The organism is Gibbsiella quercinecans (assembly GCF_002291425.1).
Lineage (GTDB): Bacteria > Pseudomonadota > Gammaproteobacteria > Enterobacterales > Enterobacteriaceae > Gibbsiella > Gibbsiella quercinecans.
Genome location: NZ_CP014136.1, coordinates 1,649,848 through 1,673,174, shown reverse-complemented (window position 1 = coordinate 1,673,174; position 23,327 = coordinate 1,649,848). Strand labels below are relative to the sequence as shown.

Annotated in this window: 22 protein-coding genes; 9 read left to right on the top strand and 13 right to left on the bottom strand. The window is 55.7% G+C overall.

Annotation, left to right across the window (positions count from 1 at the left end):
• The first annotated feature begins 28 nt into the window (after positions 1-28).
• From ACN28Q_RS07760 to ACN28Q_RS07745, 4 genes are all read left to right on the top strand, one after another.
• Positions 29-451: a YuaE family lipoprotein gene (locus ACN28Q_RS07760; protein WP_095845820.1), complete on the top strand. Its 423-nt coding sequence runs from the start codon at positions 29-31 to the stop codon at positions 449-451.
• Positions 448-1,746 carry an FKBP-type peptidyl-prolyl cis-trans isomerase N-terminal domain-containing protein gene (locus tag ACN28Q_RS07755; protein WP_095845819.1) on the top strand — a complete coding sequence of 433 codons (1,299 nt, stop codon included), beginning with the start codon at positions 448-450 and terminating at the stop codon, positions 1,744-1,746. The genes ACN28Q_RS07760 and ACN28Q_RS07755 overlap by 4 nt, the downstream gene beginning before the upstream one ends.
• 78 nt (positions 1,747-1,824) lie before the next feature.
• Positions 1,825-2,415 carry a response regulator transcription factor gene (locus tag ACN28Q_RS07750; RefSeq protein ID WP_095845818.1) on the top strand — a complete coding sequence of 197 codons (591 nt, stop codon included), beginning with the start codon at positions 1,825-1,827 and terminating at the stop codon, positions 2,413-2,415.
• Between the two features lie 358 nt (positions 2,416-2,773).
• A complete protein-coding gene (locus tag ACN28Q_RS07745; protein WP_095845817.1) occupies positions 2,774-3,319 on the top strand; it encodes a thioredoxin fold domain-containing protein in 546 nt (181 codons plus the stop codon).
• A gap of 117 nt (positions 3,320-3,436) precedes the next feature.
• On the opposite strand, the gene ACN28Q_RS07740 is transcribed toward ACN28Q_RS07745, so the two are convergent.
• Positions 3,437-4,408: a helix-turn-helix domain-containing protein gene (locus tag ACN28Q_RS07740; RefSeq protein WP_095848953.1), complete on the bottom strand. Its 972-nt coding sequence runs from the start codon at positions 4,406-4,408 to the stop codon at positions 3,437-3,439.
• A gap of 209 nt (positions 4,409-4,617) precedes the next feature.
• Between ACN28Q_RS07740 and ACN28Q_RS07735 the strand changes: the two genes are divergently transcribed.
• From ACN28Q_RS07735 to ACN28Q_RS07725, 3 genes are read left to right on the top strand one after another with little or no spacing between them, the layout of a single operon-like run.
• Positions 4,618-5,565 (top strand): carbon-nitrogen hydrolase family protein, encoded by a 948-nt coding sequence (locus ACN28Q_RS07735; RefSeq protein ID WP_230469456.1) that lies wholly within the window; start codon positions 4,618-4,620, stop codon positions 5,563-5,565.
• Position 5,566: 1 nt separating this feature from the next.
• Positions 5,567-6,616 carry a phenylacetaldoxime dehydratase family protein gene (locus tag ACN28Q_RS07730; RefSeq protein ID WP_095845816.1) on the top strand — a complete coding sequence of 350 codons (1,050 nt, stop codon included), beginning with the start codon at positions 5,567-5,569 and terminating at the stop codon, positions 6,614-6,616.
• Positions 6,613-7,488 (top strand): transporter, encoded by an 876-nt coding sequence (locus ACN28Q_RS07725; protein WP_095845815.1) that lies wholly within the window; start codon positions 6,613-6,615, stop codon positions 7,486-7,488. The genes ACN28Q_RS07730 and ACN28Q_RS07725 overlap by 4 nt, the downstream gene beginning before the upstream one ends.
• A 177-nt stretch (positions 7,489-7,665) precedes the next feature.
• Here the strand turns inward: ACN28Q_RS07725 and ACN28Q_RS07720 are convergent, their stop codons facing one another.
• The 5 genes from ACN28Q_RS07720 to ACN28Q_RS07700 all read right to left on the bottom strand — a co-directional run bounded on the left by ACN28Q_RS07720 (position 7,666) and on the right by ACN28Q_RS07700 (position 15,008).
• Complete coding sequence (locus ACN28Q_RS07720; protein ID WP_095845814.1) at positions 7,666-8,184, bottom strand: hypothetical protein; 519 nt, start codon at positions 8,182-8,184, stop codon at positions 7,666-7,668.
• Between the two features lie 633 nt (positions 8,185-8,817).
• Positions 8,818-9,270 (bottom strand): RcnB family protein, encoded by a 453-nt coding sequence (locus ACN28Q_RS07715; RefSeq protein WP_095845813.1) that lies wholly within the window; start codon positions 9,268-9,270, stop codon positions 8,818-8,820.
• A gap of 130 nt (positions 9,271-9,400) precedes the next feature.
• On the bottom strand, positions 9,401-10,780 hold the full coding sequence (locus tag ACN28Q_RS07710; protein ID WP_095845812.1) for an efflux transporter outer membrane subunit: 1,380 nt from the start codon (positions 10,778-10,780) through the stop codon (positions 9,401-9,403).
• Positions 10,777-13,887 carry an efflux RND transporter permease subunit gene (locus ACN28Q_RS07705; protein ID WP_095845811.1) on the bottom strand — a complete coding sequence of 1,037 codons (3,111 nt, stop codon included), beginning with the start codon at positions 13,885-13,887 and terminating at the stop codon, positions 10,777-10,779. Before ACN28Q_RS07705 ends, ACN28Q_RS07710 begins: the two co-directional genes overlap by 4 nt.
• Positions 13,887-15,008, bottom strand: a complete 1,122-nt coding sequence (locus tag ACN28Q_RS07700; RefSeq protein WP_095845810.1) for an efflux RND transporter periplasmic adaptor subunit — start codon at positions 15,006-15,008, stop codon at positions 13,887-13,889. Before ACN28Q_RS07700 ends, ACN28Q_RS07705 begins: the two co-directional genes overlap by 1 nt.
• 607 nt (positions 15,009-15,615) lie before the next feature.
• On the opposite strand from ACN28Q_RS07700, the gene ACN28Q_RS07695 reads away from it, so the two are divergent.
• Positions 15,616-16,248, top strand: a complete 633-nt coding sequence (locus ACN28Q_RS07695) for a TetR/AcrR family transcriptional regulator (RefSeq protein WP_095845809.1) — start codon at positions 15,616-15,618, stop codon at positions 16,246-16,248.
• A gap of 504 nt (positions 16,249-16,752) precedes the next feature.
• Here ACN28Q_RS07695 and ACN28Q_RS07690 read toward each other — a convergent pair.
• The 7 genes from ACN28Q_RS07690 to ACN28Q_RS07660 form a co-directional block, all read right to left on the bottom strand.
• Complete coding sequence (locus tag ACN28Q_RS07690) at positions 16,753-17,361, bottom strand: PqiC family protein (protein ID WP_095845808.1); 609 nt, start codon at positions 17,359-17,361, stop codon at positions 16,753-16,755.
• Positions 17,361-19,007, bottom strand: coding sequence for a PqiB family protein (locus ACN28Q_RS07685; protein WP_095845807.1), 1,647 nt, complete (start codon positions 19,005-19,007; stop codon positions 17,361-17,363). The genes ACN28Q_RS07690 and ACN28Q_RS07685 overlap by 1 nt, the downstream gene beginning before the upstream one ends.
• Positions 19,004-19,624, bottom strand: a complete 621-nt coding sequence (locus ACN28Q_RS07680) for a paraquat-inducible protein A (protein WP_095845806.1) — start codon at positions 19,622-19,624, stop codon at positions 19,004-19,006. Before ACN28Q_RS07680 ends, ACN28Q_RS07685 begins: the two co-directional genes overlap by 4 nt.
• On the bottom strand, positions 19,617-20,243 hold the full coding sequence (locus tag ACN28Q_RS07675; protein WP_095848951.1) for a paraquat-inducible protein A: 627 nt from the start codon (positions 20,241-20,243) through the stop codon (positions 19,617-19,619). Before ACN28Q_RS07675 ends, ACN28Q_RS07680 begins: the two co-directional genes overlap by 8 nt.
• Positions 20,244-20,412: 169 nt before the next feature.
• Positions 20,413-21,165, bottom strand: a complete 753-nt coding sequence (locus ACN28Q_RS07670; RefSeq protein ID WP_095845805.1) for a MipA/OmpV family protein — start codon at positions 21,163-21,165, stop codon at positions 20,413-20,415.
• A 51-nt stretch (positions 21,166-21,216) separates the two neighbouring features.
• On the bottom strand, positions 21,217-21,879 hold the full coding sequence (locus tag ACN28Q_RS07665) for a DUF3313 domain-containing protein (RefSeq protein ID WP_095845804.1): 663 nt from the start codon (positions 21,877-21,879) through the stop codon (positions 21,217-21,219).
• A gap of 458 nt (positions 21,880-22,337) precedes the next feature.
• Positions 22,338-22,736 carry a helix-turn-helix domain-containing protein gene (locus ACN28Q_RS07660; RefSeq protein WP_095848950.1) on the bottom strand — a complete coding sequence of 133 codons (399 nt, stop codon included), beginning with the start codon at positions 22,734-22,736 and terminating at the stop codon, positions 22,338-22,340.
• Positions 22,737-22,810: 74 nt separating this feature from the next.
• Here ACN28Q_RS07660 and ACN28Q_RS07655 point away from each other — a divergent pair, with 74 nt between their 5' ends.
• On the top strand, positions 22,811-23,305 hold the full coding sequence (locus tag ACN28Q_RS07655) for a DUF2938 family protein (protein WP_095845803.1): 495 nt from the start codon (positions 22,811-22,813) through the stop codon (positions 23,303-23,305).
• The last annotated feature ends 22 nt before the right edge of the window (positions 23,306-23,327 follow it).

The window sequence follows — 23,327 nt, the reverse complement described above, 5'->3', positions numbered from 1 at the left end:
ATAACGTAAAAAATGAAGGGAAGCCAACATGATCAAGCCTTATCTATCTCGTTGCGTACAGATCGCGCTGTTATGCCTGGCAGGGGCAAGCGTCGTGGGGTGTAAAAACGCCCCAGTGCAAAAGCGCATTGTGCCGGAAAAGACCGCCGAAGTGCAGGCGCCTTCGCCGGAGGAACAGCGCAAGCAGCGGGAAGCCGAGCGGCTGCAGCAATGCCAGAAAGAGCTGGACGCGCTGCGCACCATTAATGCCGAACAATATCAGCAGAATAAACGCGCTTTTGATGCCCTGATGAGCGGCGCTTCGCAGTATGCGGGGCTGCGCACCCAGGTGAATAGCGATACGCAGGACACAGTGGATGCGCTGTATCGCTACAAGGTCAATCGCCTGTGTGCCGAGGTGAATCAGGCGGTGCTGGCCGGTTTGGCGGCGCGCGGGGAACAGATTAAATGAAACGCCCGGTTCGGCTAACGCTATCCCTGCTGGCCACGTTGCTGGCGTTGCCTTGCGGCGCCGATGCGCAAAGCGGCGTCCCTGCTCTGTTGCAGTTTGCCGAGCAGTATCAGCAGCAGAGTGAGGCCGCACCGGCGGCCAAACCGGCCCCGGCGGACCCGCGCCGTGCTGATAAGAAATCAGCCGACGGCGCGTCCGAGCCGGTGAAAAAAGCGCCGCAGGCGCCTGCGGCGACGGTACTGCCGCTGCGCCAGGCCTTGCGGGAACGGGATGAACAATTGGCGCGCCAGACGGCGGAGCTGAATGCGCTGCGCCAGGAGGTGCACAGTTTACGGCTCGCCGCCCCGGCCGCACCGCCATCCCATGCACCCGATTTAGCCCTGTTGCAACAGTGGTTGGCCGGTATGCGCCAGGCGGTGCAGGGCACGCCGGACGAACAGCGCAAAGCCGCCTTGATTCAGCAGGCGCAGCAGCGGGCAGCGCAGGCTCGGGTGGCCGAGGAAAAAGTGCGCGCGCAGGCCGACACATTGGCTACGCAACTGGCGCAGGCGCAACAAACCAGCCAGGCGCAGCAGGTTCAGGCACAGCAGCAGCAAACAGAGTTGGCGGTGGCCCGGCAAGAAATTGGCGCTTTGCGCCAACACAAGGTGTGGCAGATCACGCCGGAACAGTTAACCGATGACCGTGCGCGCATGTCCTACGCGGTGGGCAGCGCCCTGGGGAAAGACATTCAGGGGTTGGTGCAGGAACGCCAGGGCTGGGGGGTGACGGTCGATCAAGATATCCTGCTGACTGGCGTGCTGGATACGGTGGCCGGGCACCCGGCGCTGCCGCAGCCGGAGCTGGCGGCACTGATGGCGAAAGCCGATGCGGCGGCGAACGCGGCGCGTGATGCGGTGGTCAAGTCACGGGAGGCGAAAGACAAAGCCTATGTGGCCGATTTCCGTGGGCAGAAAGGGGTGAAACAGTCCGATATGGGGTTCTGGTACCGGGTGGATTACGCCGGTGACGAGCCGCTGGCAGAGGGGGCGATTATTGAAGTGGTGGTCAAAGAGATGCTGACGGACGGCGCGGTGGTGCAGGATATGGAGCTAAGCGGCAAGGTCTTGGCGCAGCCGCTTTCTGCTTATCCGCCGTTGTTCCGCGAGGCGATCGGCCACCTGCGCAATCATGGCAGCCTAACGATGGTGGTACCGCCGGCGCTGGCCTACGGCGAGAGCGGCTACCCGCCGAAAGTGCCGCCGAATGCCACCATGGTGTATCAGCTTAGGATCGACAACAGCCATGCGCCATAACGGGCGCCTGGCAGGTGAACGGCGTGGAAGGCCGTGGTGCCGGGCCGTTTAGCAAGCAAGTCATAAGGCAGGGAGCTTATGCGTCCAATAATAACAGTAGCTATATTTGATGAGAATGCCTATTTCGCCAGTGGGCTGCTGGCGGCCATCAGCGCCTATTTTGGCCGATCGGGGATCGCCGTGCGGCGCGTGGCGGTGCAATACCCCGGCGTGGATATGATTTTCCAGTATTTCCCCTCCGGTATACCCACCTGTTTTTGCCTGTATGAGGGCCTCAAACCCGGCTTTAGCCCACTGTGTTTTGCGATCCGTCAGCCCCATGACAGGACAAACGGCTGGGCGGATTGTGCGCTACAGGCGGGTGTGATCCAGCATGATTTTTCCATCGCTGCGGCGCTGCAGGTTATTACCTGCGGGCTGGAACGCCGCCGCGGGCAACGAGTGGATCAGCCTGTGCCAATAAGCCGCTGTGCCTGCACGCAACACGCGCTAACGCTGCGGGAAAAACAAGTAATGATGTTCCTGCGGCAGGAGCTGTCGCTGTCGGAAATTGGCTCCCGGCTTACAATCAGTATTAAAACGGTGAGCAACCATAAAATGAGCGTGATGCGCAAAATGGGCTTCAGGCGCAATATGGAACTGTATCGCTGGCTGCGGCAAGGGCTGTAGTTAAAGTAAACGAACCGCTGACGGATGCGGTTTATTTCCCCGGCGGACGACCGCTAAATGGCGCCGCCCAGACTAATGCCAACCACTGAAGAATTTTACCCTGGTTGGCTGTCACCTGTTACAAAAATCACAGCCCACCATGGCATGACCAATCGTTCGATCTAAGCAAACCGCGATATACTAATAACTTCGACATATTGTGGATTTTTCCATATTCCTATGCTGTGAACTTTGGCGTATCTTAAATTTGTGCTCTCATTAATCCGGTATGGGAAGTGTTTATATGGATAAATGCAAGTGAAATAAATGGAATTATAACAATTGTTATTTTGATAAATATGTTTAGAAGGTATAAATAATGAAGTTTCTTCAAATGTTAATGGTGGGGGTATTATTCACCGTGAGTTTTGCTGCCTTGTCAGCGGCTGAGCCGGCTCCAGAGACTACCGTCGGTGAGGCATATGCAGATATTATTCGTTCTCTGCCTGCACTTGAACCTATCACCTATCCATCAGCAGTGGAAAAGTACAGGCTTCTGGTCTTTATCGATGATCAATGTGTATATTGCAGTTATGTCGTTAAAAATGTGAAGAAATATACCGATGCGGGCCTGACGATGTCATTTCTTACCGTAACGCCTGGTGCCATTCGCGATTCAGTGATTGCTGATATGGCGCGAGTCTGGTGTTCTTCAGACCGTAAAAAGAGCTTACAAAACGCCATGACCGGTTTTTTACCGAGTAATGACAGCACGGCAGAATGTACCCGCCTGATTGAAAACCAGTCAGCACTTGCCGACAGGCTGGGTGTAAACGCGACGCCGGCGATGGTTGTCATTAATCCTTCCGCTCATACCTTTCTTGGCAGCGTTCCACCAGATAAAATCCTATCAGATCTCCAATAAAGTGCTCTGTATGATTGAGAAGATCGGTCTCTGTTTATAAACGCAATCAGTACCCTATTTTTGCCGTTTGCGTTTGATAATGAATATCACTGTTTTAATAATGTCATATTTTTATTTTTAAGCGTCGGCGCCACAGGGATTATCCGCCTCACGAGAGTTATGCCGATAGTCCGTAGGCGAGCAGCCAAATTTCGCCCTGAACTCACGGGAAAAATACGACATATCACTGAATCCGTAACGCCAGGCAATCTGGCTGATCGGTGTATTTGCATGCAGTGAAGACCGCAGTGCTTCTGCGGATTTTGTCAGCCTTTGGTTTAGCAGATATTTGCCGAAAGAGATGCCGTCTTTCTGAAAAAGCATACTCAGATAACGGGATGATATGCTAAATGACTCTGCAACCGTTGCCGCGGAGAGAGTGTGTTCAGCAAGATGGCTGTTGATCATTATTTTTATCTGGAACAGCAGCCCATGATATGTACCGGCACCGCCTTTGCGCAGCTTGCTCTCGTCGGAAATGATGCTGGTAAGCAGTTCCAGAAACTGGTCATAAAGCATCGCCGCATATTTCTGTGGAATATCGTCTGGCAGCGTCATCAGGTTATTTAGAAACATCTGCAGAAATGGCATTAACTGATGATGCTTTCCAAACGTGCTTGCGACAAAGCGATCCGTTTTCCCCAGCCTCTGCCAGAGATGTTCACCGGGTATCTGCACCACATGCTGCCGCGACTCACCATTGAGGTGCAGCTCATAAGGAAAACGCGTGTTATAAAGCCCGAATTCTCCCTGGCCGAGACAGGCATGATTCCCCGCTTGCACCACAGCCGTTGTTCCTTCGCTGACAAAACTCAACAGTATCAGGTTGTCAGGATGATTCTCCGCGCCTTTGCGCGCTCTCACTACGTCCTGAGCACTGCAATTTATCTCTGATATTCGCAGATTCCCCCAGGAACCCGTTCTGATCGTTCCCGCTTTCGTGCTCCCGGCAAAAGCGCATTCAAGAGGAACGAACGTTCTGCTGATGGCGTCGCGCCAGTAGTCAGTCCGGTCGGCGTATATCACATCAGCGGTATCAAAAATATTCATGCCAGCCCCCCAGTCGTCACTGAAAGACCTTATGCAAACCGCGCGCCAAACCCGTGTTCCGTACCAGACAAGCATCACTTCCTTTATGTCATATCGCTCCGTGATAGCGGGAAGTTATATCTATTTCCTGCTTATTTTACTCACCTGGAGACTGAAGCATGATGAACAAACCTGTTACCGTGGCCTGCGTACAGGCTGCCCCGGCGTTCATGGATCTGGAAGGCACGGTTAATAAAACGATTGAGTTTATTCAAGAGGCAGCCGGTAAAGGCGCAGAACTCATCGCATTTCCAGAAACATGGATACCTGGGTACCCATGGTTTCTGTGGCTGGATTCCCCCGCAGCCAACATGCCTCTGGTTTATCAGTATCATCAGAACTCGCTGGTGCTGGACAGTGAGCAGGCAAAACGCATTGCAAATGCTGCACGGGAAAACACTATCCAGGTCGTTCTGGGCTTCAGTGAACGTGACCACGGCAGCCTTTATATCTCTCAGTGGATCATTGGCAGCGACGGAGAAACGATTGGCACGCGGCGTAAGCTCAAGGCAACGCACGTTGAGCGCACACTTTTTGGTGAAAGCGACGGTTCTTCGCTAACCACCTGGGAAACACCACTGGGTATCCTCGGAGCACTCTGCTGCTGGGAACACCTGCAGCCGCTTTCACGCTATGCGATGTATTCACAGCATGAAGAGATTCACATCGCCGCCTGGCCGAGCTTCAGCCTTTATACCAGTGCAACGGCCGCACTGGGCCCTGAAGTAAACACGGCGGCCTCACGCCTTTATGCTGCGGAAGGGCAATGCTTCGTTATCGCCCCTTGTGCGATTGTTTCCCATGAAATGATCGACCAACTCTGCCCTGATGACACCAAAAAACAACTGCTCAGCGCTGGCGGCGGCCATGCCCGTATTTACGGCCCTGATGGAAGAGATTTGGCCCCCCCGTTGGAAGAAAATCAGGAAGGGCTGCTCATTGCGACGCTGGATCCCGCCGCAATCACCTTCGCCAAGTTTGCCGCCGATCCGGTAGGCCACTATTCCCGCCCGGATGTAACCCGGCTGCTTTTTAATTGTTCGGCTAACACGCCGGTAGTCAAAACGGAACCGGCATCTGATTTGCTGGGTGAATTACCCGCAGAGGAGGATGAATAGTATGGAATCTGCTATTCCAAAACATCTGCGTGTGTTGCGCCACTATCCGGCCGCTTTGCCCGAAGGCCATCATCCACCTTTTCCGGCCTGGACCGCCCGTTTTCCCCCGCTTACCGGGCAGGTCGTGATGGCTTATTTTGGCGTTCAGGGTGAGGAAGTTATTAATCCGTCGGCCCTGCAAGAGGTGATTAACCGTTTTTCGTTAACTGACGGCCCTGCGCACTGGGACATGGCCTCATGCACGGACGAAATGGGATTTCACAACCTGATGGCCATTGCCTACTGGTCATCCCCAGAGCAGTTTCAGAACTGGAAGCAGAGCAGCCTGTTTTCCGAATGGTGGGCATCAGCGGAAAGGGAAAATGGCGAATACGGTTTCTTTCTGGAAGTGGTTAGCCCCGAGTCGGACCGTTTTGAAACGATTTTCTCTGATAAGGGGGCGCCTGAAGGCGTTGCCTGTCTTGGTGAGGGAATGAGCGGCGAGATGATTGAGCACGGTTATTGGGGCAGCGCCCGGGACCGCCTGCCAGCGGCCCAACAAACCCAATTGGAGGGGAGCCAAAAGGCTCAAAGCCGGAAATCATCGGGGAAACGCGTGGTACTGTCTGGCCGGCAGAACCTTTGCCTGATTCGCTCCGGGCAGGACTGGTCCGATACGCGCGAGGATGAAAGAACAAAATACATTACCGACGTTGAACCGGTATTGCGCGAGGGCATGCACTTCCTTAGAGACCAGGGCCATACCGTAGGATGCCTGAGCTGCCGTTATATGGCGGTGATCGATTCAGCCACGAATGGCAAGACGGAAAAAACGTTCGGGCTGGCCCACTTTACCGATATGGCGGCGCTGGAGCTTTGGGCAAAAAGTCATCCGACGCATGTCGCCATATTCGGAGAATTTATGCGCTATGTGAAAGCGCTGAATTTTAATATTTCGCTTCGCTTATGGCATGAAATCGCCGTAGTGCCTGCCAGCGCGCAACACTTTGAATACATCAACTGTCATCCGAAAACGGGCCTTTTAGGGCAGCGCTGTGGGGAGTCGTCATGAAAAAAGTCTGTGGTAGTCTCGGAGCGCTTTTTGCCGCTCTGCTCAGCCAGCCGGTTTATGCGCTGGAGTTTTCTCCGGGCGATTATGAAATGCTGCCGGCAGATAAGAGCCTGTTGCTGGCATATTTTCAATACGCCCACAGTGATGCCTATTTCTCGCAGGGCAATAAGCAACAGGGCGATTATCGGCTGCGTACCGAAGCAAGCCTGCTGCGTTTTATACATGCCTTCCGCCCACAGGAAAATATCAGCATCGAACCGCAGATGATCCTGCCCTTGATCAAGGCCAGCGCGTTGGGGGATGCCAGTGCGCTTGGGGAATCATCAGGAATGGGGGATATCATACTGGGCGTCCCGTTCAAGTTCGATCTGGCTGGCGCTGGCGTGAACATTGTCTCACTGGCACCGTTTATTTATCTGCCGAGCGGGGCATATGACAATGAAAAATCGGTAAACGCCGGTGAAAACCGTTGGCGCTATCTGCTCCAGGGAGTATGGATACACCATTTTTCTGATTCATGGGCGTTTGAAACCGGTGCGGACGTATCGTGGGTGAGCAGAAATAACGAGTATGGTGCGGATAAAGCCACGCTGAAGCAAACGCCCCGTTATGAATACCAGGCCTATTTGCGTTATAACCTGACGCCCGCCACGCAGTTTGGCATTGGCGGTGGCTGGATAACCGGTGCGCAAAGCAGCATTAACGGCCAGGACCAGCATGACAAGCTCGATAGCACTTACATGCGTATTTCGGCTTCTCATTTCATTACGCCGAAAATGCAACTTCAGGTATCCGGTGGGCGAGATCTGTCGGTTGAGCAGGGGTTCAGGCAAGACACCAGTATCAGCCTCCGACTGGGTTTCCTTTTTTAACCTCTGGGCCAGAGTTTGCGGAAGTTTGCGGGGTGATGCTCATCGGTATTCATACCCTATATTTTAATGCTGCTGCTCTGGCTCTCTTATTATCTGGTTGGCCGTTCATTTTATGATAATTAATTCTCGCGGAAGATAAAGAGAGGCTATAGCCGGGAATAACCAGGCGTTGTGAAATTATCGGAAACTCCACTGTACACTCATGGCGAATATGGTAGGTAAAATGATCCCGCCTTCAATAGCAAAGCGATCGGTAAAATTGTATTGGACCGCATGGTAGATATAGGGGGAGAAGCCTATGCCGGTCAATTTCTTGGCCGTCCTGTATGTCCCCGCATCCCCGCAATGGCTGAATGTACTAAAGAAGAACTCGCCGGTATATGCATATACGCCCTTAAACGTCCAGCCGCTATCCCATGATATCCAGTCCCGCCTGGCCCCCAGGGATAAACAACGATCGTCAAAACTGTTCTTCATCGTGCCAATTAATACGCTGTATTTTGAGTCTGCTGACAGCTTGCGCTCAACGGAGAAAAAGTGGTTGTTAAACATCTCGTTATACTGGCCATGATTCCCTGTCATATGATAGACAAACGAACCCGTATTGACTGAGTATAAATTTATCTCGTTTGCATCAGCTGGCGTCATTGAGAATATGAGTAAAGCATATATTGAACCACTCAATATCTTTAGCATTAAAAGCCCGATGAATAAACTTAGATAAGAATAAAATGCGATATTATCATATATGTTTTAAACAAAACCTCAACCACGGCCAGATACTATTTAAACCGTATAAAACCCGTGAAATAATCCGCGTGTGCTCCCGCATCACGCGGTTTTCGATTTCCCTTAGGACGATTCGCGTTGATTAACCCTAAAGACCGAATGCTTCATAGCTCTCACTGGCAGTATCAGCGCTTTCGGTCATCCGAATGATGGGGGGGATTTCCATGGTTGTCACCATGATGTCTGTCCGGATGGCCGTGCCCGCCGACTATGCAGCCACTCAACAAAAGCACTGAAGTCAGGCAGAGAATAGCGGTTAGTTTTTTCATGATTCTTCCCCGTATAAGGTCTTTATTATCCCATCGTCCAGAGAGTCAGTAGATGCATGATGTCAGTAATAAGCATCTGAACTGCTCGGTACAGTCTAGTCACTGTTTACTGAAAATCAACGGGCTCTGGGATATGAAAAGGAATATTGAGAATATTCTACGCGTGAAAATATAGGGCCACTTTGATTAGCGGCAGCAAATAAAAACGATCGTAGAAGAGGGAGGATGTTTGCGTAACCATCCTCCATCAGCCTATCTGTGATTGTTGCTGTTAATGCCCGTTGACGCTTTCTAACAGGATAGCCGTCACGATGCCGGTAGCGGCGGCGATCAGGACATAATTCCCGTTGATATACGCCCAGTTCTGGCCGCGTGGCGGTTGATAAAGCCCGCGTGCGCGCCAGTCTTTTACCCTGTAGTTATCCGCGCGGAAACCTTGCGGTACGGGTTTCCCTTTGCGGAAGTCATGGCCGCTCCAGGTGAAATGGTCCCTGGATTGTGGATGTTTTACATTTTGTTGCCGGTTATCGGCATGTTTCGGCGCCTGTTGATGTTGCGGAGCCTGTTGATGTTTCGAAGTCTGTTGATGTTGCGGAGACTGTTGATGTTGCGGCTGTTTGATTGGCTGATCGCCAGGGCCACGCCCATCGGCTTGCGCAGTGAACGTTGACAGCGATCCTGCCAAGGCAACACTCAGTATCAGTAGGGAAGCGACTTTCTTCATTTTTACCACCTCTTATTACTCTCACTAACGACCCGGTTTCTTTTGCGGGTCAGCCGATATTCAACACGAACTTCAATGGTAATGACCAGATCCTAGTACATGTCTGGCGTTTGGCTTAGCCAGGTTGTGCTTAGCTGAAACCGCCTCCCAGGGATTGCCAAAGGGTAATACGGTTTTCCAAGTCGGTCTGCTGCAGGGTAATCAACTGTTCCTGTGCTGACCATAGGGATCGCCGGGCGGTCAGAACGCTCAGGTAATCCGCAGAGCCGGCGCGATAAAGGCGCTCTGCTGAATCCAACGCTTGCTGTGCGGCCGCGACATAGTTGCGCTGGGCATCCAGTTGCTCGTTAAGCGTTTCCCGGCGGGCAAGTGCGTCAGCAACATCCCGGAAGGCAGACTGAATGGTTTTTTCATAGGTGGCTATCAGCCCCTGCTGCTGAGCTTGCGCATAACGCAACTGTGCGAGATTGCTGCCGCCGGCAAACAAGGGCAGGGTGACGGAAGGTGAAAATGCCCAGATGCGTGAGCCGTGGCTGAACAGGTTGGAGAGTGAATCACTGCCCACGCCGGCACTGGCGGTCAGGGTAATGCTCGGGAAGAAGCTGGCCCGCGCGGCGCCAATGTTGGCGTTTGCGCTTTTTAGATTGTGTTCCGCTTCCTGAACGTCCGGGCGGCGCAGCAGGACGGAAGACGACACGCCCGCAGGCACCAGAACGATGCTGTCATCTGTCAACGATTCCAGTAAACCCGGTAACAGCGAGGCCGGCACGCTGGCGCCGACCAGCAAATCAAGCGCATTTTTATCCTGCATGACCAGCGTCTGGTAGCTGGCCACGCTCGCCCGCGCCTGTTGATAGACCGTTTGCGCCTGCGCCACATCAGAACTGGCCGCTACGCCGGCCTGCTGGCGGCGCAGCGTGACGGCCAGCGAATCAGCAGCAGACTGCAGCGTGTTTTTCGCCAGGGCCAGGTTACTGTTGTCGGCGGCGAGCGTCAGCCAGGCAGTGGTAGTGTCGGCGATTAGGGTGAGGCGCGTACTCAATGCAGTATATTCGCTGGCAAGCCAGGTTTCCCGGGCGGCGCGCGTCAGGCTTTGATTACGGCCGAACAAATCCACTTCAAAGCTGGATATGGCCCCTTGCGCCTCGGCGCTTTCACTGACGCCGTATGCCAGCGTGCGGCTTCGGGTAAGGCTAAGATCGGCATCCAGCGCCGGAAACAGTGAACCGCGCTGTTCGGCATACAACGCCCGGGCGGCGGCGATATCAGCCAGTGCTTTCTGCAAATCCCGGTTGCTATGCAGGGCCTGGCCGACCAATGTCTGCAGGCGCGGATCGGCAATCACGCGTTTCCAGCCCGCCAGTTCAGCGGCGGCCGGGTTCGCCGATGCCTGCCCGGTGGCGCCCGGCCATACGGCCGGAACCGGTGGGGCGGGGCGTTGCCACTCAGGATCCAGGGAGACACAGCCCGCCAGAAACAGCGCCAGGAAAACAGGGGTGAAACGTATCATTGTGAACCTCCGCTAACCCGACGGCGGAAAACGCCTTTTACCAGTACAAAGAACAGCGGCACGAAGAAGATGGCCAGCAGGGTGGCGGTAAGGGTGCCGCCGATAATACCGGTGCCGATGGCGATACGGCTGTTGGCGCCGGCGCCGGTAGCCAGCGCCAGCGGCACCACGCCGGCGATAAACGCCAGCGAAGTCATCAGGATGGGGCGCAGACGGGCGCGGGCAGCGTTAAGCGCCGCTGAGCCAAGCGAAAGACCTTGCTGCACGGCAGCCTCCGCGAACTCAACGATCAAAATGGCGTTTTTCGCCGATAGCCCGATGGTGGTCAGCAGCGCCACCTGGAAGTAGATGTCGTTATTCAGGCCGCGCAGCGAGGTGGCCAGCACGGCGCCAAGGAGGCCGAGCGGGATGACCATAATGACGGAGAGCGGCACGGACCAGCTCTCGTAAAGCGCCGCAAGGCACAGGAAGACCACCAGTATAGAAATGGCATATAGGCTGATGGCCTGCCCGCTGGCCAGTTTCTCCTGCAGTGACAGGGCGCTCCACGCCCAGGTGGAACCCGGCGGCAACGCGTCGGCCAGCGCCTCCATTTTTGCCATTGCCTCGCCCGAGCTGAAGCCATCCGCATTTTCGCCCTGGATCTCATAGGCGGAAGAACCGTTATAGCGCGACAGGCTTTCCGGCCCCCAGATCCAGCGCGTCGTGGCGATGGCGGAGAACGGCGTCATTGCGCCCGATGAACCACGGACAAACCATTTTTCCAAATCGGAAGGCTTAGAGCGGAATTGGCCATCACTCTGAAGGTAGACGCGTTTTACCCGCCCCCGGTCCACAAAGTCATTGACGTAGGTACCGCCCCAGGCCGTCGAGAGCGTGGTGGTCACATCACTCAGCGCCAGGCCGAGCGCCACGGCTTTCGCGTTGTCGGTATCTACCTGCAACTGGGACGTTTCAGGCAGCGTATTGGCGCGAACGGCGTGCAGCTCCGGGCTTTGAGCCGCCTGCTGTATCAGTTGGTTACGCAGGTTCAGCAGTTCATCACGATCGGTGGAGCCGCTGGCCATCAGCTCAAAGGTGAAGCCGCTGCTCTGGCCCAGCCCCTGAACGGAAGGCGGGGTGAGGGCAAAAATGCGCGCGTCACGGATAGCGGCCAACTGCCGCGTGGCTTTTGCCGATATCGCGGCTGCGGAGTCTTCTTCACCCTTGCGTTGATCCCAGCTATTCAGTTTGACGAAGGCCATACCGGCATTCTGCGCGCTGCCGGTGTAGTTAAACCCGGTGATGGTGAAAATAACGTCGGTATTATCTTTTTCTTCGTTCAGGAACCAGTCGGTGATTTGTTGGTTTACCGCATCGGTGCGGCTGGCCGCCGCGCCGGCCGGCAACGAAGCCTGGAGCATGATTTCGCCCTGATCTTCGTTGGGCAGAAAGCTGGCCGGCAGCCGCCACATCAGCAGCGCCATCACCAGGCCCAGCGCTGCGTAAACCATCATCAGCGCGACCGGGCGCCGCAGCACCCGCAGAACGTTGCGTCGGTAGCCGCGTTCCGTTCTGTCATAAAAGCGGTTGAAGCGGGCAAAGAACCCTTTGCTGCGGGGCGTATTGTGCCGCAGCAACATGCCGCACAGCGCCGGCGTCAGCGTTAGCGCCACGACAACCGACAGCGTCATGGCCGCGATGATGGTGACGGAGAACTGGCGATAAATCACGCCGGTGGCGCCGCCAAAGAAGGCCATGGGAAGGAACACCGCCGACAGCACCAGGGCGATAGCCACCAGCGCACCGGAAATTTCCGCCATTGATTTTTCCGTGGCCGCTTTGGCGTCAAGCCCTTCATCGCGCATGATGCGTTCCACGTTTTCCACGACGACGATGGCATCATCAACCAGCAGGCCGATGGCCAGCACCATGGCGAACAGGGTCAGGGTATTGATGGAATAGCCAAACAGCGAGAGGACGCCAAACGTGCCCAGTAACACCACCGGAACGGCCAGCGCCGGGATCAGCGTCGCCCGGAAGTTCTGCAGGAACAAATACATGACCGCCACCACCAACACGATGGCTTCAATCAGGGTTTTGACCACATCCTCGACGGACAATTTGATAAATTCGGTGCTGTCCTTGGGATAGGCGACGGCATAGCCTTCGGGCATATTGCGCTGGTATTCGGCGATCTTTTCCTTCACCAGCGTAGAGGTTTGCAGCGCATTGGCGCCGGGCGCCAGCATCACGGCGAGCCCCGCCGCCGGGTGGCCGTTAAGCTTCGCCGTCATATTATAGGCCTGGCTGCCCATTTCGACGCGGGCCACATCACCCAGCCGGACGATGGCGCCCGCGCTGTCGTTTTTGATAATAATATTGCGAAACTGTTCCGGCGTCTGTAAGCGCGACTGGGCGTTCACCGTTGCCGTCAACTGCTGTTTCTCCGGCGCCGGGAGGCCGCCGATTTTCCCCGCCGATATCTGCACGTTTTGCGCCTGAATAGCGGCCGCGAGATCCCCCGGCATCAGCGAATACGAAGCCAGTTTGGTCGGATCCATCCAGATGCGCATGGCGTATTCGCCGCCGAATACCGTCAGCTCGCCGACCCCGGCCACCCGGGCCAACGGATCCTGAAGATTACTCACCAGCCAGTCGCCAATATCGGCGCTGGATGACTGATTGGTTTTGTCGTAGAGCGCCAGAATCAGCAGGTAGTTGGACTGGGATTTTGTCACGGTCACGCCAACCTGCTGCACCTCGGTCGGGAGCCGCGATTCCGCCTGCTGGATCTTGTTTTGCACCTGCACCTGTGCGGTGTCGGCATCGGTGCCTTGCGCAAAGGTCACGGTGATGGTTACCGTGCCTTCCGATGTGCTGCTGGAGCTGAAATAGAGCAGGTTATCCAGCCCGGTCAGCTGTTGTTCGATAACCTGCGTCACGCTGTTTTCCAGCGTTTGGGCGGAAGCGCCGGAGTAGGTGGCGCTGATGCGGATAGAGGGGGGCGCCACATCCGGATACTGTGCTACCGGGAGAATACGGATGGCCAGCAGGCCCGCCAGCATAATCAGGATGGCGATGACCCAGGCGAATACCGGATGATTAACAAAGAAACGGGAAAACATCAGGATTTGCCTCCCGCCTGTTCCGCGGCAACGGGGCTGACTGCCTGGCCCGCGCTCACCTTGTCGGTGCCCTCGATGATCAGGCGGTCGCCGTCCTGCAGGCCGTTGACGATCAGCCAGCGATCGCCGACGGCATCACCGGTGGCCACCTGGCGTTTTTCGACTTTATTCTCTGCCGTGACGACCAGCGCGGTCGCATTGCCTTTCGCATCGCGGGCAATGCCCTGCTGAGGGGCCAGAATGGCGTTTTGTACCATCCCTTCGTTAATTCTGGCGCGGATATACATTCCCGGCAGCAGCAGATGTTGCGGGTTGGGGAAGACGGCGCGCAGGGTAACGGAGCCGGTCGCTTCGTCCACCGCCACTTCCGTGAGCTCCAGGCGCCCTTTCTCTGGGTATTCCGACCCATCTTCCAGAACCAGGGTGACACTCAGGGTATCATTATTGGTCGCCAGGGCCTGTTTGCGCAGGCGCAGCAAATCCCCGCTGGAGCGGGTGACATCAACATACATGCTGTCCAGCGCCCGGATGGTGGTGAGCGCCGTATCTTGCTGCGCGGTGACCAGCGCGCCGGGCGTCACGCTGGAAATACCAATTCGCCCACTGATCGGGGCGCTGACCGTTGTCCAGGCCAGCTGGATCCGCGCGCTTTCCAGTGCCGCCTTCTTCTCGCTTTCACTGGCCTGATCCTGTTCACAGGCGGAACGGGCATCATCGGCATCCTGGCGGGAAACGTCGTTGGTTTTGACTAACTGCGCATAGCGGCGGGCTTTGGCGCAGTCACTGCGCAGCAGCGCCTGGGCATTTTTCAGAGCTGCGGCGGCTTGATCAAAAGAAGCCTGGTAAGTGGCCGGGTCAATCTGGTAGAGCGCCTGGCCCGCCTTCACATCATCGCCTTCGCGGAACAGCCGCTGCTGGATTAATCCACCCACTTGTGGGCGCACTTCCGCCGTCATGGTGGAGACGGTACGGCCGGGGAGTTCACTGATAACGTTAAAAGGGGCTGCACGGAGAGTCGCAATACCAACCTGAACCGGCGGCACCGATGAAACGGGAGCCTGCGTGTTGTCACAACCCACCAGCATGACCGCCGCCAGGAGGCAAAATTTTCGAAGAGCCATTAATGTTACCCATAAGCTGAATTGACAAAATCTTGCCCCGATAGCAGACAAAAAATACCTCGCATCGCGTTGTCATCGCGGGTGGTTCGGCCTCGCGGAAATGGCCGTTGCCTGCTTTGCCGGCGAATCGGCAAACTCTTTACCATACGGTACCGTACAGTTTTATGTGCGGGAGGAATTATTGTCAAGGGAAACATCGCGACACATACGTACACATTTTCCCCGGCTGGGGGAAGGTATGGTGTAACGGCTTGCAGATGCAGGAATAATCCTGTCTGATGAACCTTTTCACCGGTCGGCTTTTTTTGGGTTTTTAACGGCGGTGCAATCGGGGAATCGACGACAGCCGGCCGTGCCCTGATTGGTCAGGAGGCGTTTTTGTGCGCACGCCGCCAGGTAAATCTGCCCTCACGTTAAAGGCACGATGCCAGCGCTCACATCTCCGGCTGCTGCTTGCTGGTTTAACCCTTGGTTTATGATGGATAATGGGCAGGTCTTACCTCTTAACGCACAAATATGGCATACTTGGCCATATTAACTGCACTGTTTAGTTATTTATTTGACTTACTGCCGTCCTTGATCTCAGTAAAACAATAGCGAGAGACCGATGAGAAAATTAACAGAAGAACGGCGACAAGCCATCATTACCGCGGCTGCACAGCTTTTTCAGGAAATAGGGTATGAGCGTGCGTCGATGGATGCCGTCGCCAGACGCGTTGGGGGTTCTAAAGCAACCCTGTATAACTATTTCGCCTCGAAAGAAGCGCTTTTTGAAACGGTCGTACGTGCCTACAGCGCGCGTTTTATGGCCGATGCGGCGGATTCACTGACGGAACCCGGCAGTGAGGCGCTTTCTCTGGAACAAAAGCTGACCCGATTTGGTGAACGTATGCTGCAGGTGCTGGCCGGCGATAACCAGGCGCTGCAGATTTACCGGGTTGTGGTGGGCGAGGCCGGGCATTCCGATATCGGTAAACTTTTTTACGAATCCGGAATTCAGGACAGTATGGCAAAACTGGCTCACGTGATGGCCGATGCGATACAAAAAGGTGAGCTGGAGGACGGCGATCCGATGTTCCGGGCGATGCAGTTCGCCACGCTGGTGAAGGCGGAGACGGACATTTTACTGTTTCAGCGTGAATTGCCGCGTTATACCACGGCGCAGATCAAGCAAATGGTCAACAGCGGTGTCCGCTTGTTCCTCCACGGCGCCGTACCGCAGGGCGAAAGTAAAAACTAGCCTGTGGTGGGCTGGGTGAGTACCGGCCCGCCTGCTCTTCCCCATCGCAGGCACCCTTCCTGTCACTAACCCGACGTCAGCAATGCAGCCCAATGATTGATATCACACATGACGGCCTGTATAAGGCTTGACAATTTTTCCCCATTCAATAAACTGAACCGTACAGTTAATTAATCGGTTGGTTATGGAGTGTGGATATGAAAATTGTTGCGTTGGTAGGGTTGGTTTCATCCGTGCTGCTCCTGTCGGGCTGCGTGTCTCTGTTCTGATGAGCAGCGTATTTTTTATTAATCAGGAGCCAGTATGAAGATCCTTGGTTTGATTGGTGTCATCACCACCGTGCTGATGTTAAGCGGCTGCCTTTCTATCGGCAGCCATCTGTAAAAGGCGGCAAGTTGTGTTCTGGCCGGGCCGGGTTAACCTACCCGGCTTTTTTATGCCGTTAATTTGCTGTGTTGAGCGCTGCGCGAAAGGCTGCGCAACGCATTTTGGCTCGTTTTCCCGTTACTCCCCTTGGCAGGTTGCCGCGCTATTGGCTGACCAGCGCGCGGCGGTTTGCGCAATCTGGGTCGCCATCTGTGCCGTCAGGCCCTGCCAGGCGCTAAACAGCTGCGTATAGTCGCCGGTTGCGTTTTGCGTTAAATGGCTGCTGCATACGATCCGGCTGCGTTGCTCCCCGCGCCGGGTCGACAGGCTCCAGGTCGCATCCAGGCTGGCGGCATTGCCCGGCCAGCTATCAAAACGCCTGATTTGCACCAGGATCCGCACCACCGGTTTATCGTCCTCACGCGCCAGCCCCGAGACATCCTGCGTTGCCAGGCGCTGCGTGATGTGTGCCGACAGCGCCGTCTGGAGTTCATCGCCCAGCGGGCTTAGCCAGCGATCGTTATCCAGCACGGCAACGCTGCTGTCCCCCTGGCGGACGATCACCTGTTGCGTATCCAGTTGGGCCGGCACCCCAACCGGCAGCAGCTCAATGACAAACGGCGCCGGCGTGGCCATGCTGGCGAGCGGGGCCGGGCTGACCAGGGTGTGGTAACGCACCTGCGGTGATGAGCAGGCGGCCAGGAATAGCGCGCTGCTAATGATCCAGGGCCGGAACGGGCGTTTCATCAATGTTTTCCTCCAGCGGGCGCGGGGAGATTGCCCGCATTTTCCAATACGGCGGCATCGCGCGGCCGCCCCTGCAACAGCGATTCAGGATGGCGATCGAGTTGATCGGTCAGGCTGCGAACGGCGCGCAACGTCCGGGTGGCTTCCTGCAGCGTTTGCATGAAGTTAATCAATAACGGTGAGTCTTCCGCCAGCAGATCCTGGGCATTTTCCGTGGTCTTCTGCGTTTGCTTCATCAGGCGGTTTGCCGCCGGCAACGTCTGGTTGTTCACCATGCTGAGCGTTTTACTGAGTTCGCTTAGGGTGCCGTTTAAATTATTGCCGATGGATTCCAGCGGCATTTTATTGATTTTCGTTACGATGCCGGCCATCTGTTCCTGAATTTTATCGAAGCCGCCGCTGATGGTGGGCAGTTGCAACGGCTTGGCCGAGATATCGAACTTCACTTTTGGCGCGTCGGGAACAAAATCAATGGCGATATACAGTTGCCCGGTCAGCAGGCTGCTGGGCACCGCCTGTGCGCGCAGGCCGTTAGCGACCAGATCGCGGGTGAACAGGGCCGTCTCATGAGCGACATTGTCTGAGGTGGTCTGTGGCAGCTTGTTCAGCACGTTCCCCATGCGGGATGGATAAACCTCTATGCCCACCACGGTCGGGAACCGGTAACCTTTCGGGTTGTAGTCCAGATTGATGGAAACCACCTTGCCGATTTTTACGCTGGAAAACTCCACCGGCGCGCCGACGGTCAGGCCATGCACCGTGCGCTCAAAACGCAGTTGAAAGGAGATGGCCGGGCCGTCGGCCGGAGACATAGCGGTATCTCGGTCTGGCGCCAGGGTAAATGTAGTCGGTTTGTTTTCGCCGGCCGTTGAATCTGCTTCCGGCGTGGCGAAAGCGATGCCACCGGCAATGATAGCGGCGACGCTCTGGGTTTTTAAACGAAAACCGTCGCTTCCCACGGAAAGATCCACCCCGCCGGCATTCCAGAAGCGGGAATTGGCGGTGACCAGCCGATCATAGGGGGCTTCGATAAATACCCGCAGATCGACGCCCTTACCGTCTTTGCGCAACTGATAGGAGGCAATGCGCCCCACCTGAACCCGGCGATAATAAACCGGTGAGCCGATATCCAACGAGCCGAGATCGTTTGCCGCAATGATGAACTGGCTGCCCGGCGTATCGCTGATGATGGCTGGCGGAATTTCAAGCCCGGTAAATTCGGTGCGGCTGTCGGACGATTCACCGCGATCGACGCCGATATAGGCACCGGAAAGCAGGGTGTCGATACCGCTAACACCACTGACGCCGACGCGCGGCCTGACCACCCAAAAACGGGTGTCGGCACGGGTCAGGTTGTCCGCGCTTTTCGTCAGTTGCACCTTGACCAGCACCTGTGAATTATCGCTGCTTAGCGTAATTTCTTTGACGGTGCCAACGGTGACATCTTTATATTTGACGGCCGTTTTACCGGCTTCAAGCCCGGCGGCGCTGCGAAAGGCGATCGTGATTTCCGGCCCGGCGGCAAGCCGGGCCTGGATGAGCATGGAGAGGGCGATCAGCAGTGCAATCACCGGAACCAGCCAGATAAGGGCATTGCGCCAATGCCGGCGGGCAAGCACTGGTTCGCCAGGTTGCGGACGCATCATTCATCACCTTCCCAGATTAATTTTGGATCAACACTTAAGGCTGACAGCATGGTCAGTATCACCACCAGAGCAAAGAACAGGATGCCGGCCCGTGGCTCGGCTTCGCTCAACGAATGGAAGCGCACCAGCCCGCAGACCACCGCCACAACCACCACATCCAACATGGACCAGCAGCCGATCCACTCGGTAATGCGGTACAGCCGGGTGCGTTCACGCCGGGCCCAGCGGCTTTTTCGGCCGGCCGAGATCAGCAGTACGCTTAACGATAAAAACTTCATACAGGGGATCACTACGCTGGCGATAAAGATAATGGCGGCGATGCCATAGGAGCCGCCACGCCAAAACTCCAACACGCCAGACAGGATGGTGCTTTCGCTACCCCGGCCAAACAGGCTGGTGTACATCACCGGCAGGATATTGGCGGGAAGATAGAAAATCATGGCGGCAATCAGAAAGGCCCAGGCGCGCGTGTGGTTTTCCGCGTGCCCGCCAGCCAACAGGGCACCGCAACGGGGGCAATGTGGGGGATGGCTGGCGCCAGGTTGCGCATCGCAAACCAGCCCACAGAGGGGGCAGCCGCGAACCTGCATTTGCCGGGCAAAAGGGGCGTTATTCATGATGAGCCTCTTCGCGGATAGGCAACAGCGCCCACAGCGGGCGCAGATCTCGGCGGGTGACGAGGATAATCAGCACGGCCGATGCCGCTAGCGCCCAACCGCCGGCGGCGGGCGCAACCTCCAGCAAGGAGGACAGCTTGACGGCGGCGACCAGAAAGCCCAGTACGCCGACTTCCACCATGCTCCAGGGGCGCAGCCAGACCAGCGCTTTCATTATGGTGATAAACCCCGGCGCGGCACGGCGATAGTGGGCAAACAGCAGCAGCCAGGCCAGCAGAATGATCTGCAGGAAGGGGGCGGCAATCAGCAAAAAAAGGCTACACAACGCCAGCAACGGGAATGCTTCCCCTGGCGATAGCGCCCATGCGGCCTGCCAAAGCGTAACGTCATTGGTTACGCCATGAAAACCGACACGCATCACCGGGTAAATACAGGCGATGGAAAAAGCGATGGCGGCGGCCAGGGTCAGCGGCAGCGCACGGTATATGCCGCGGCCGTCGCCCTGCCAGAGTACGGCATGGCAGCGTTCGCACAGCGCGGTGTTGCCAGCCGTATACGGCCGATAGCGGTAGACGCTGTCACACTGTGGGCAGACGGTCAGATGCGGGTATGTTTTCATGTTCAGGCACGGAAAAGCCATTGTGGTAGACGATAAAAGCGCAGCCGGTTCAAAGAACCGGTCTGCCGCTGTGGTTTAATGATGACATTCAGTCATCGGCTTGCCCTGGTGTGGCGTTTTATCATTGGGCCAGCGGGGATAACCCCCGCTTTGCCCGCAACATGGCTGATTAGAAGCTGTAGCTGAAGCCGGCGGAAACCACGCCCACACCGTCTTTATCGACCATTGGGCTGTTTTTCACTTCGTCCGGCAGCGCTTCATAACGGGCAGAGACAAAGGTGGTCCACGCCGGTGTCACGTGGTAACGCACCGCCAGCTCGGCATACGGCGTGAAGCTGTCTTGCGGGTCATACGCGGCCAGCCCGCTGCGCTGCGATTCACGCTGGCTAACGCCAAAGTAATATTTGTTCTGGTCTTTGCTGTCCCAGCGCACGCCCACTTTAGGCACCAGTTCCCAATCGTTGAGCGTTATCGGGTACAGGTAGGCGGCATTGGCGGAAATACCATCGCTGTTGTCCAGGACATCGCCGGCAACCGAAGCGTTGAAATGGCCGAAATCGGTACGCAGGGTGTATTCCACGCCGGCAACGGCGGTGGAGTCACGCCGATCCAGCAGTTTCATGCGGCGATCGTCACTGTCTTTCGGCCTGAACTGGCGTGGGTCATAGGCGGCAAAGACATCAAGCTGATTGACATCATCCTTCCACAGATGCACACCGCCTTTGATGCCATGAAAAAACAGATAGTCGCTGTCATAGCTGATCACCGGGAAAGGGAATACGGTGGGATCCGTTTCACGATACGGGCTTTGGGCCACCCCGGCGGAAAGCCCCAGCGCCAGGCCATCGGCCAGCGCCGGTGCGGAACCGAGCACGGGAAGTAACAGCAACGCATGACATTTCCGAACAGAAAGGCTTTTCATGATATTGTCTCTTTACGCTTGAATCAGTGAATTTCAGCCCCCGATCGGGGGCTATTTCAATATCCCGGCTAGTTCTTCAGCACCTTTGTCGATCCCCACTTCGGCCGCGCTAAGCGAGCCGACGCTGGCGGAGACATTCATGGCGTTCGGATACTGTTTGGCGACATAGGCATGCAGCAGGGTGTTGGTCGCTGCGTCGTAAACTTCAACGGCATAGTTTACTGAACCGCTGAACATCCCCTGACCACCGCGGATTGACTGTACGATGTTATAGGGGCCGCCGGCCAGATCGAATTTGGTTACCGTGCCGACAACCTGGGTGGTGGTATCGGCCCCGGTGAGGGTCAGCTTCAGGCGCAGAGTGCCTGGTGCGGGGGCGGATACTTCGCGAAAGCGTGGGCGCAATTCTTCGGCAAACTTTTTCTGCATGTAGCTGGCGAGCTGCTGGCGCTCTGCTGGCGCCATATCGCCGAACTGGTTATCCGCTCCGTTATAGAGGATGACCGGATCGATAATGATGCTGTTGTATTTCTGCCAGTCCACCTGAGGGGCGTAGCGATAGGGAATACGATCGGCGTTATCGCCGGTATTGGCAGTCAGCTTAGTCGCCGAGTCGATACCGGTATAGCGGACGGGCGGATTACTGGAGCAGCCGGTAATCAGGATGGCAAGGCTTAACAACAAGGGGCTTGCAGCCCGGGATAACGTCATCATCTCAAATGTCCTGTAGTGTTTAGGGAGTAGTTACATGATTGTTTTTGGCATTCAACGCCGCCATTTCCGATGGATAAGGCGCTGCGTTTATCCTTAAAAAGGCCGCCAGGCAAAGCGTGACGACCATGAAGACAATGCATCATAACTGTACGGGATAGTTTTAATTACTCTCATTACGTTGTCAACAAAATGTTTCGTATTTACTTTCGTGTTTGGCTTCGGGGGGAATGGACTTAAGATCGGGAAAGGGATGTTGTGTTGGCGGGGGCGTTAATGTTGGGCTAGTGGGATACGCGGTGACGACAGCCGAGGAAGATCCGCCTGTCGCTGGTCGATAATGATGACGGGGCCTTCGTTGATGTGTAGATGGGGATTTTCCCGATCCATCTCCGATTCTGCGGCTTGGCGTCAGCGCCCTGTTTCTGCGGATTTTTCTAGCGCTTTGCCAGGCTTAATAACTAGTTAGCCAGGCGTAGCCCCCGGGCGACAATCTTCTTGAATTCTGCGCACTGGGTATGCTCTTGTTCCGTACAGTTAGCTGCATGTTTCAGACCATGGCTTAACAACCGGAGTTTGCGAATGGTGTTATCGATCTCCAGTGCCCGGCTATGCAATTTTTCCCGGTCGATAGTCAGCTTATCCTGTGGCCCGAACATCGCGGCCATTTCATCAAGGGTGAACCCTGCAACCTGACCTAATGTTATTAACTGCAATTTAATCAGCACATCTTCATGGTACTGCCTTCTCAAGCCGTTACGGCCAACAGATCGAATAAGCCCTTTTTTCTCATAAAAACGCAGCGTTGAAGGCACTACGCCGGAGAGTTTTGCGACTTGCCCAATATCCAGTTCTTTCATCGTTGACTTAAACCTGACTTCAAGTTGCACAATGACCGCCAGTTTAACATTTACAGGTAAATGAGAAATAGCATATGGGTACTGAACTCATTTTTAGCATGGTTATAACGGGGATCGGCGCAACGCTGATTATGGATATTTGGACACTGTTTCAGAAGCACGTGTTGCGTATTCCAGCGCTGAACTATGCGTGGGTCGGCCGCTGGATTTTATGGATGCCGAGGGGGCGCTTTCGGCATGCCGCTATTGCTTCGGCACCGGCAAGATGTGCTGAAGGTGCGGTTGGTTGGGCAATGCATTATTTAACCGGGGTGGTTTTCGCCAGCATTCCGCTTGGGCTACGTGGCGCTGACTGGTTCTGGTATCCTACGCTCATAACCGGCCTGCTGGCAGGGCTGCTGAGCTTGTTCGCTCCGTTTTTAATTATGCAACCCGCATTCGGTTTTGGCATTGCGGCCGCCAAAACGCCACGGCCAGGGCGAGCACGCTTGATGAGTGTTTTAACGCATTTGGCATATGGTATCGGACTTTATATTACCGCTAAGGCGATCGTGATTTTTTCTTTATAGCGGCAGATGCAGGAGCAGCGTT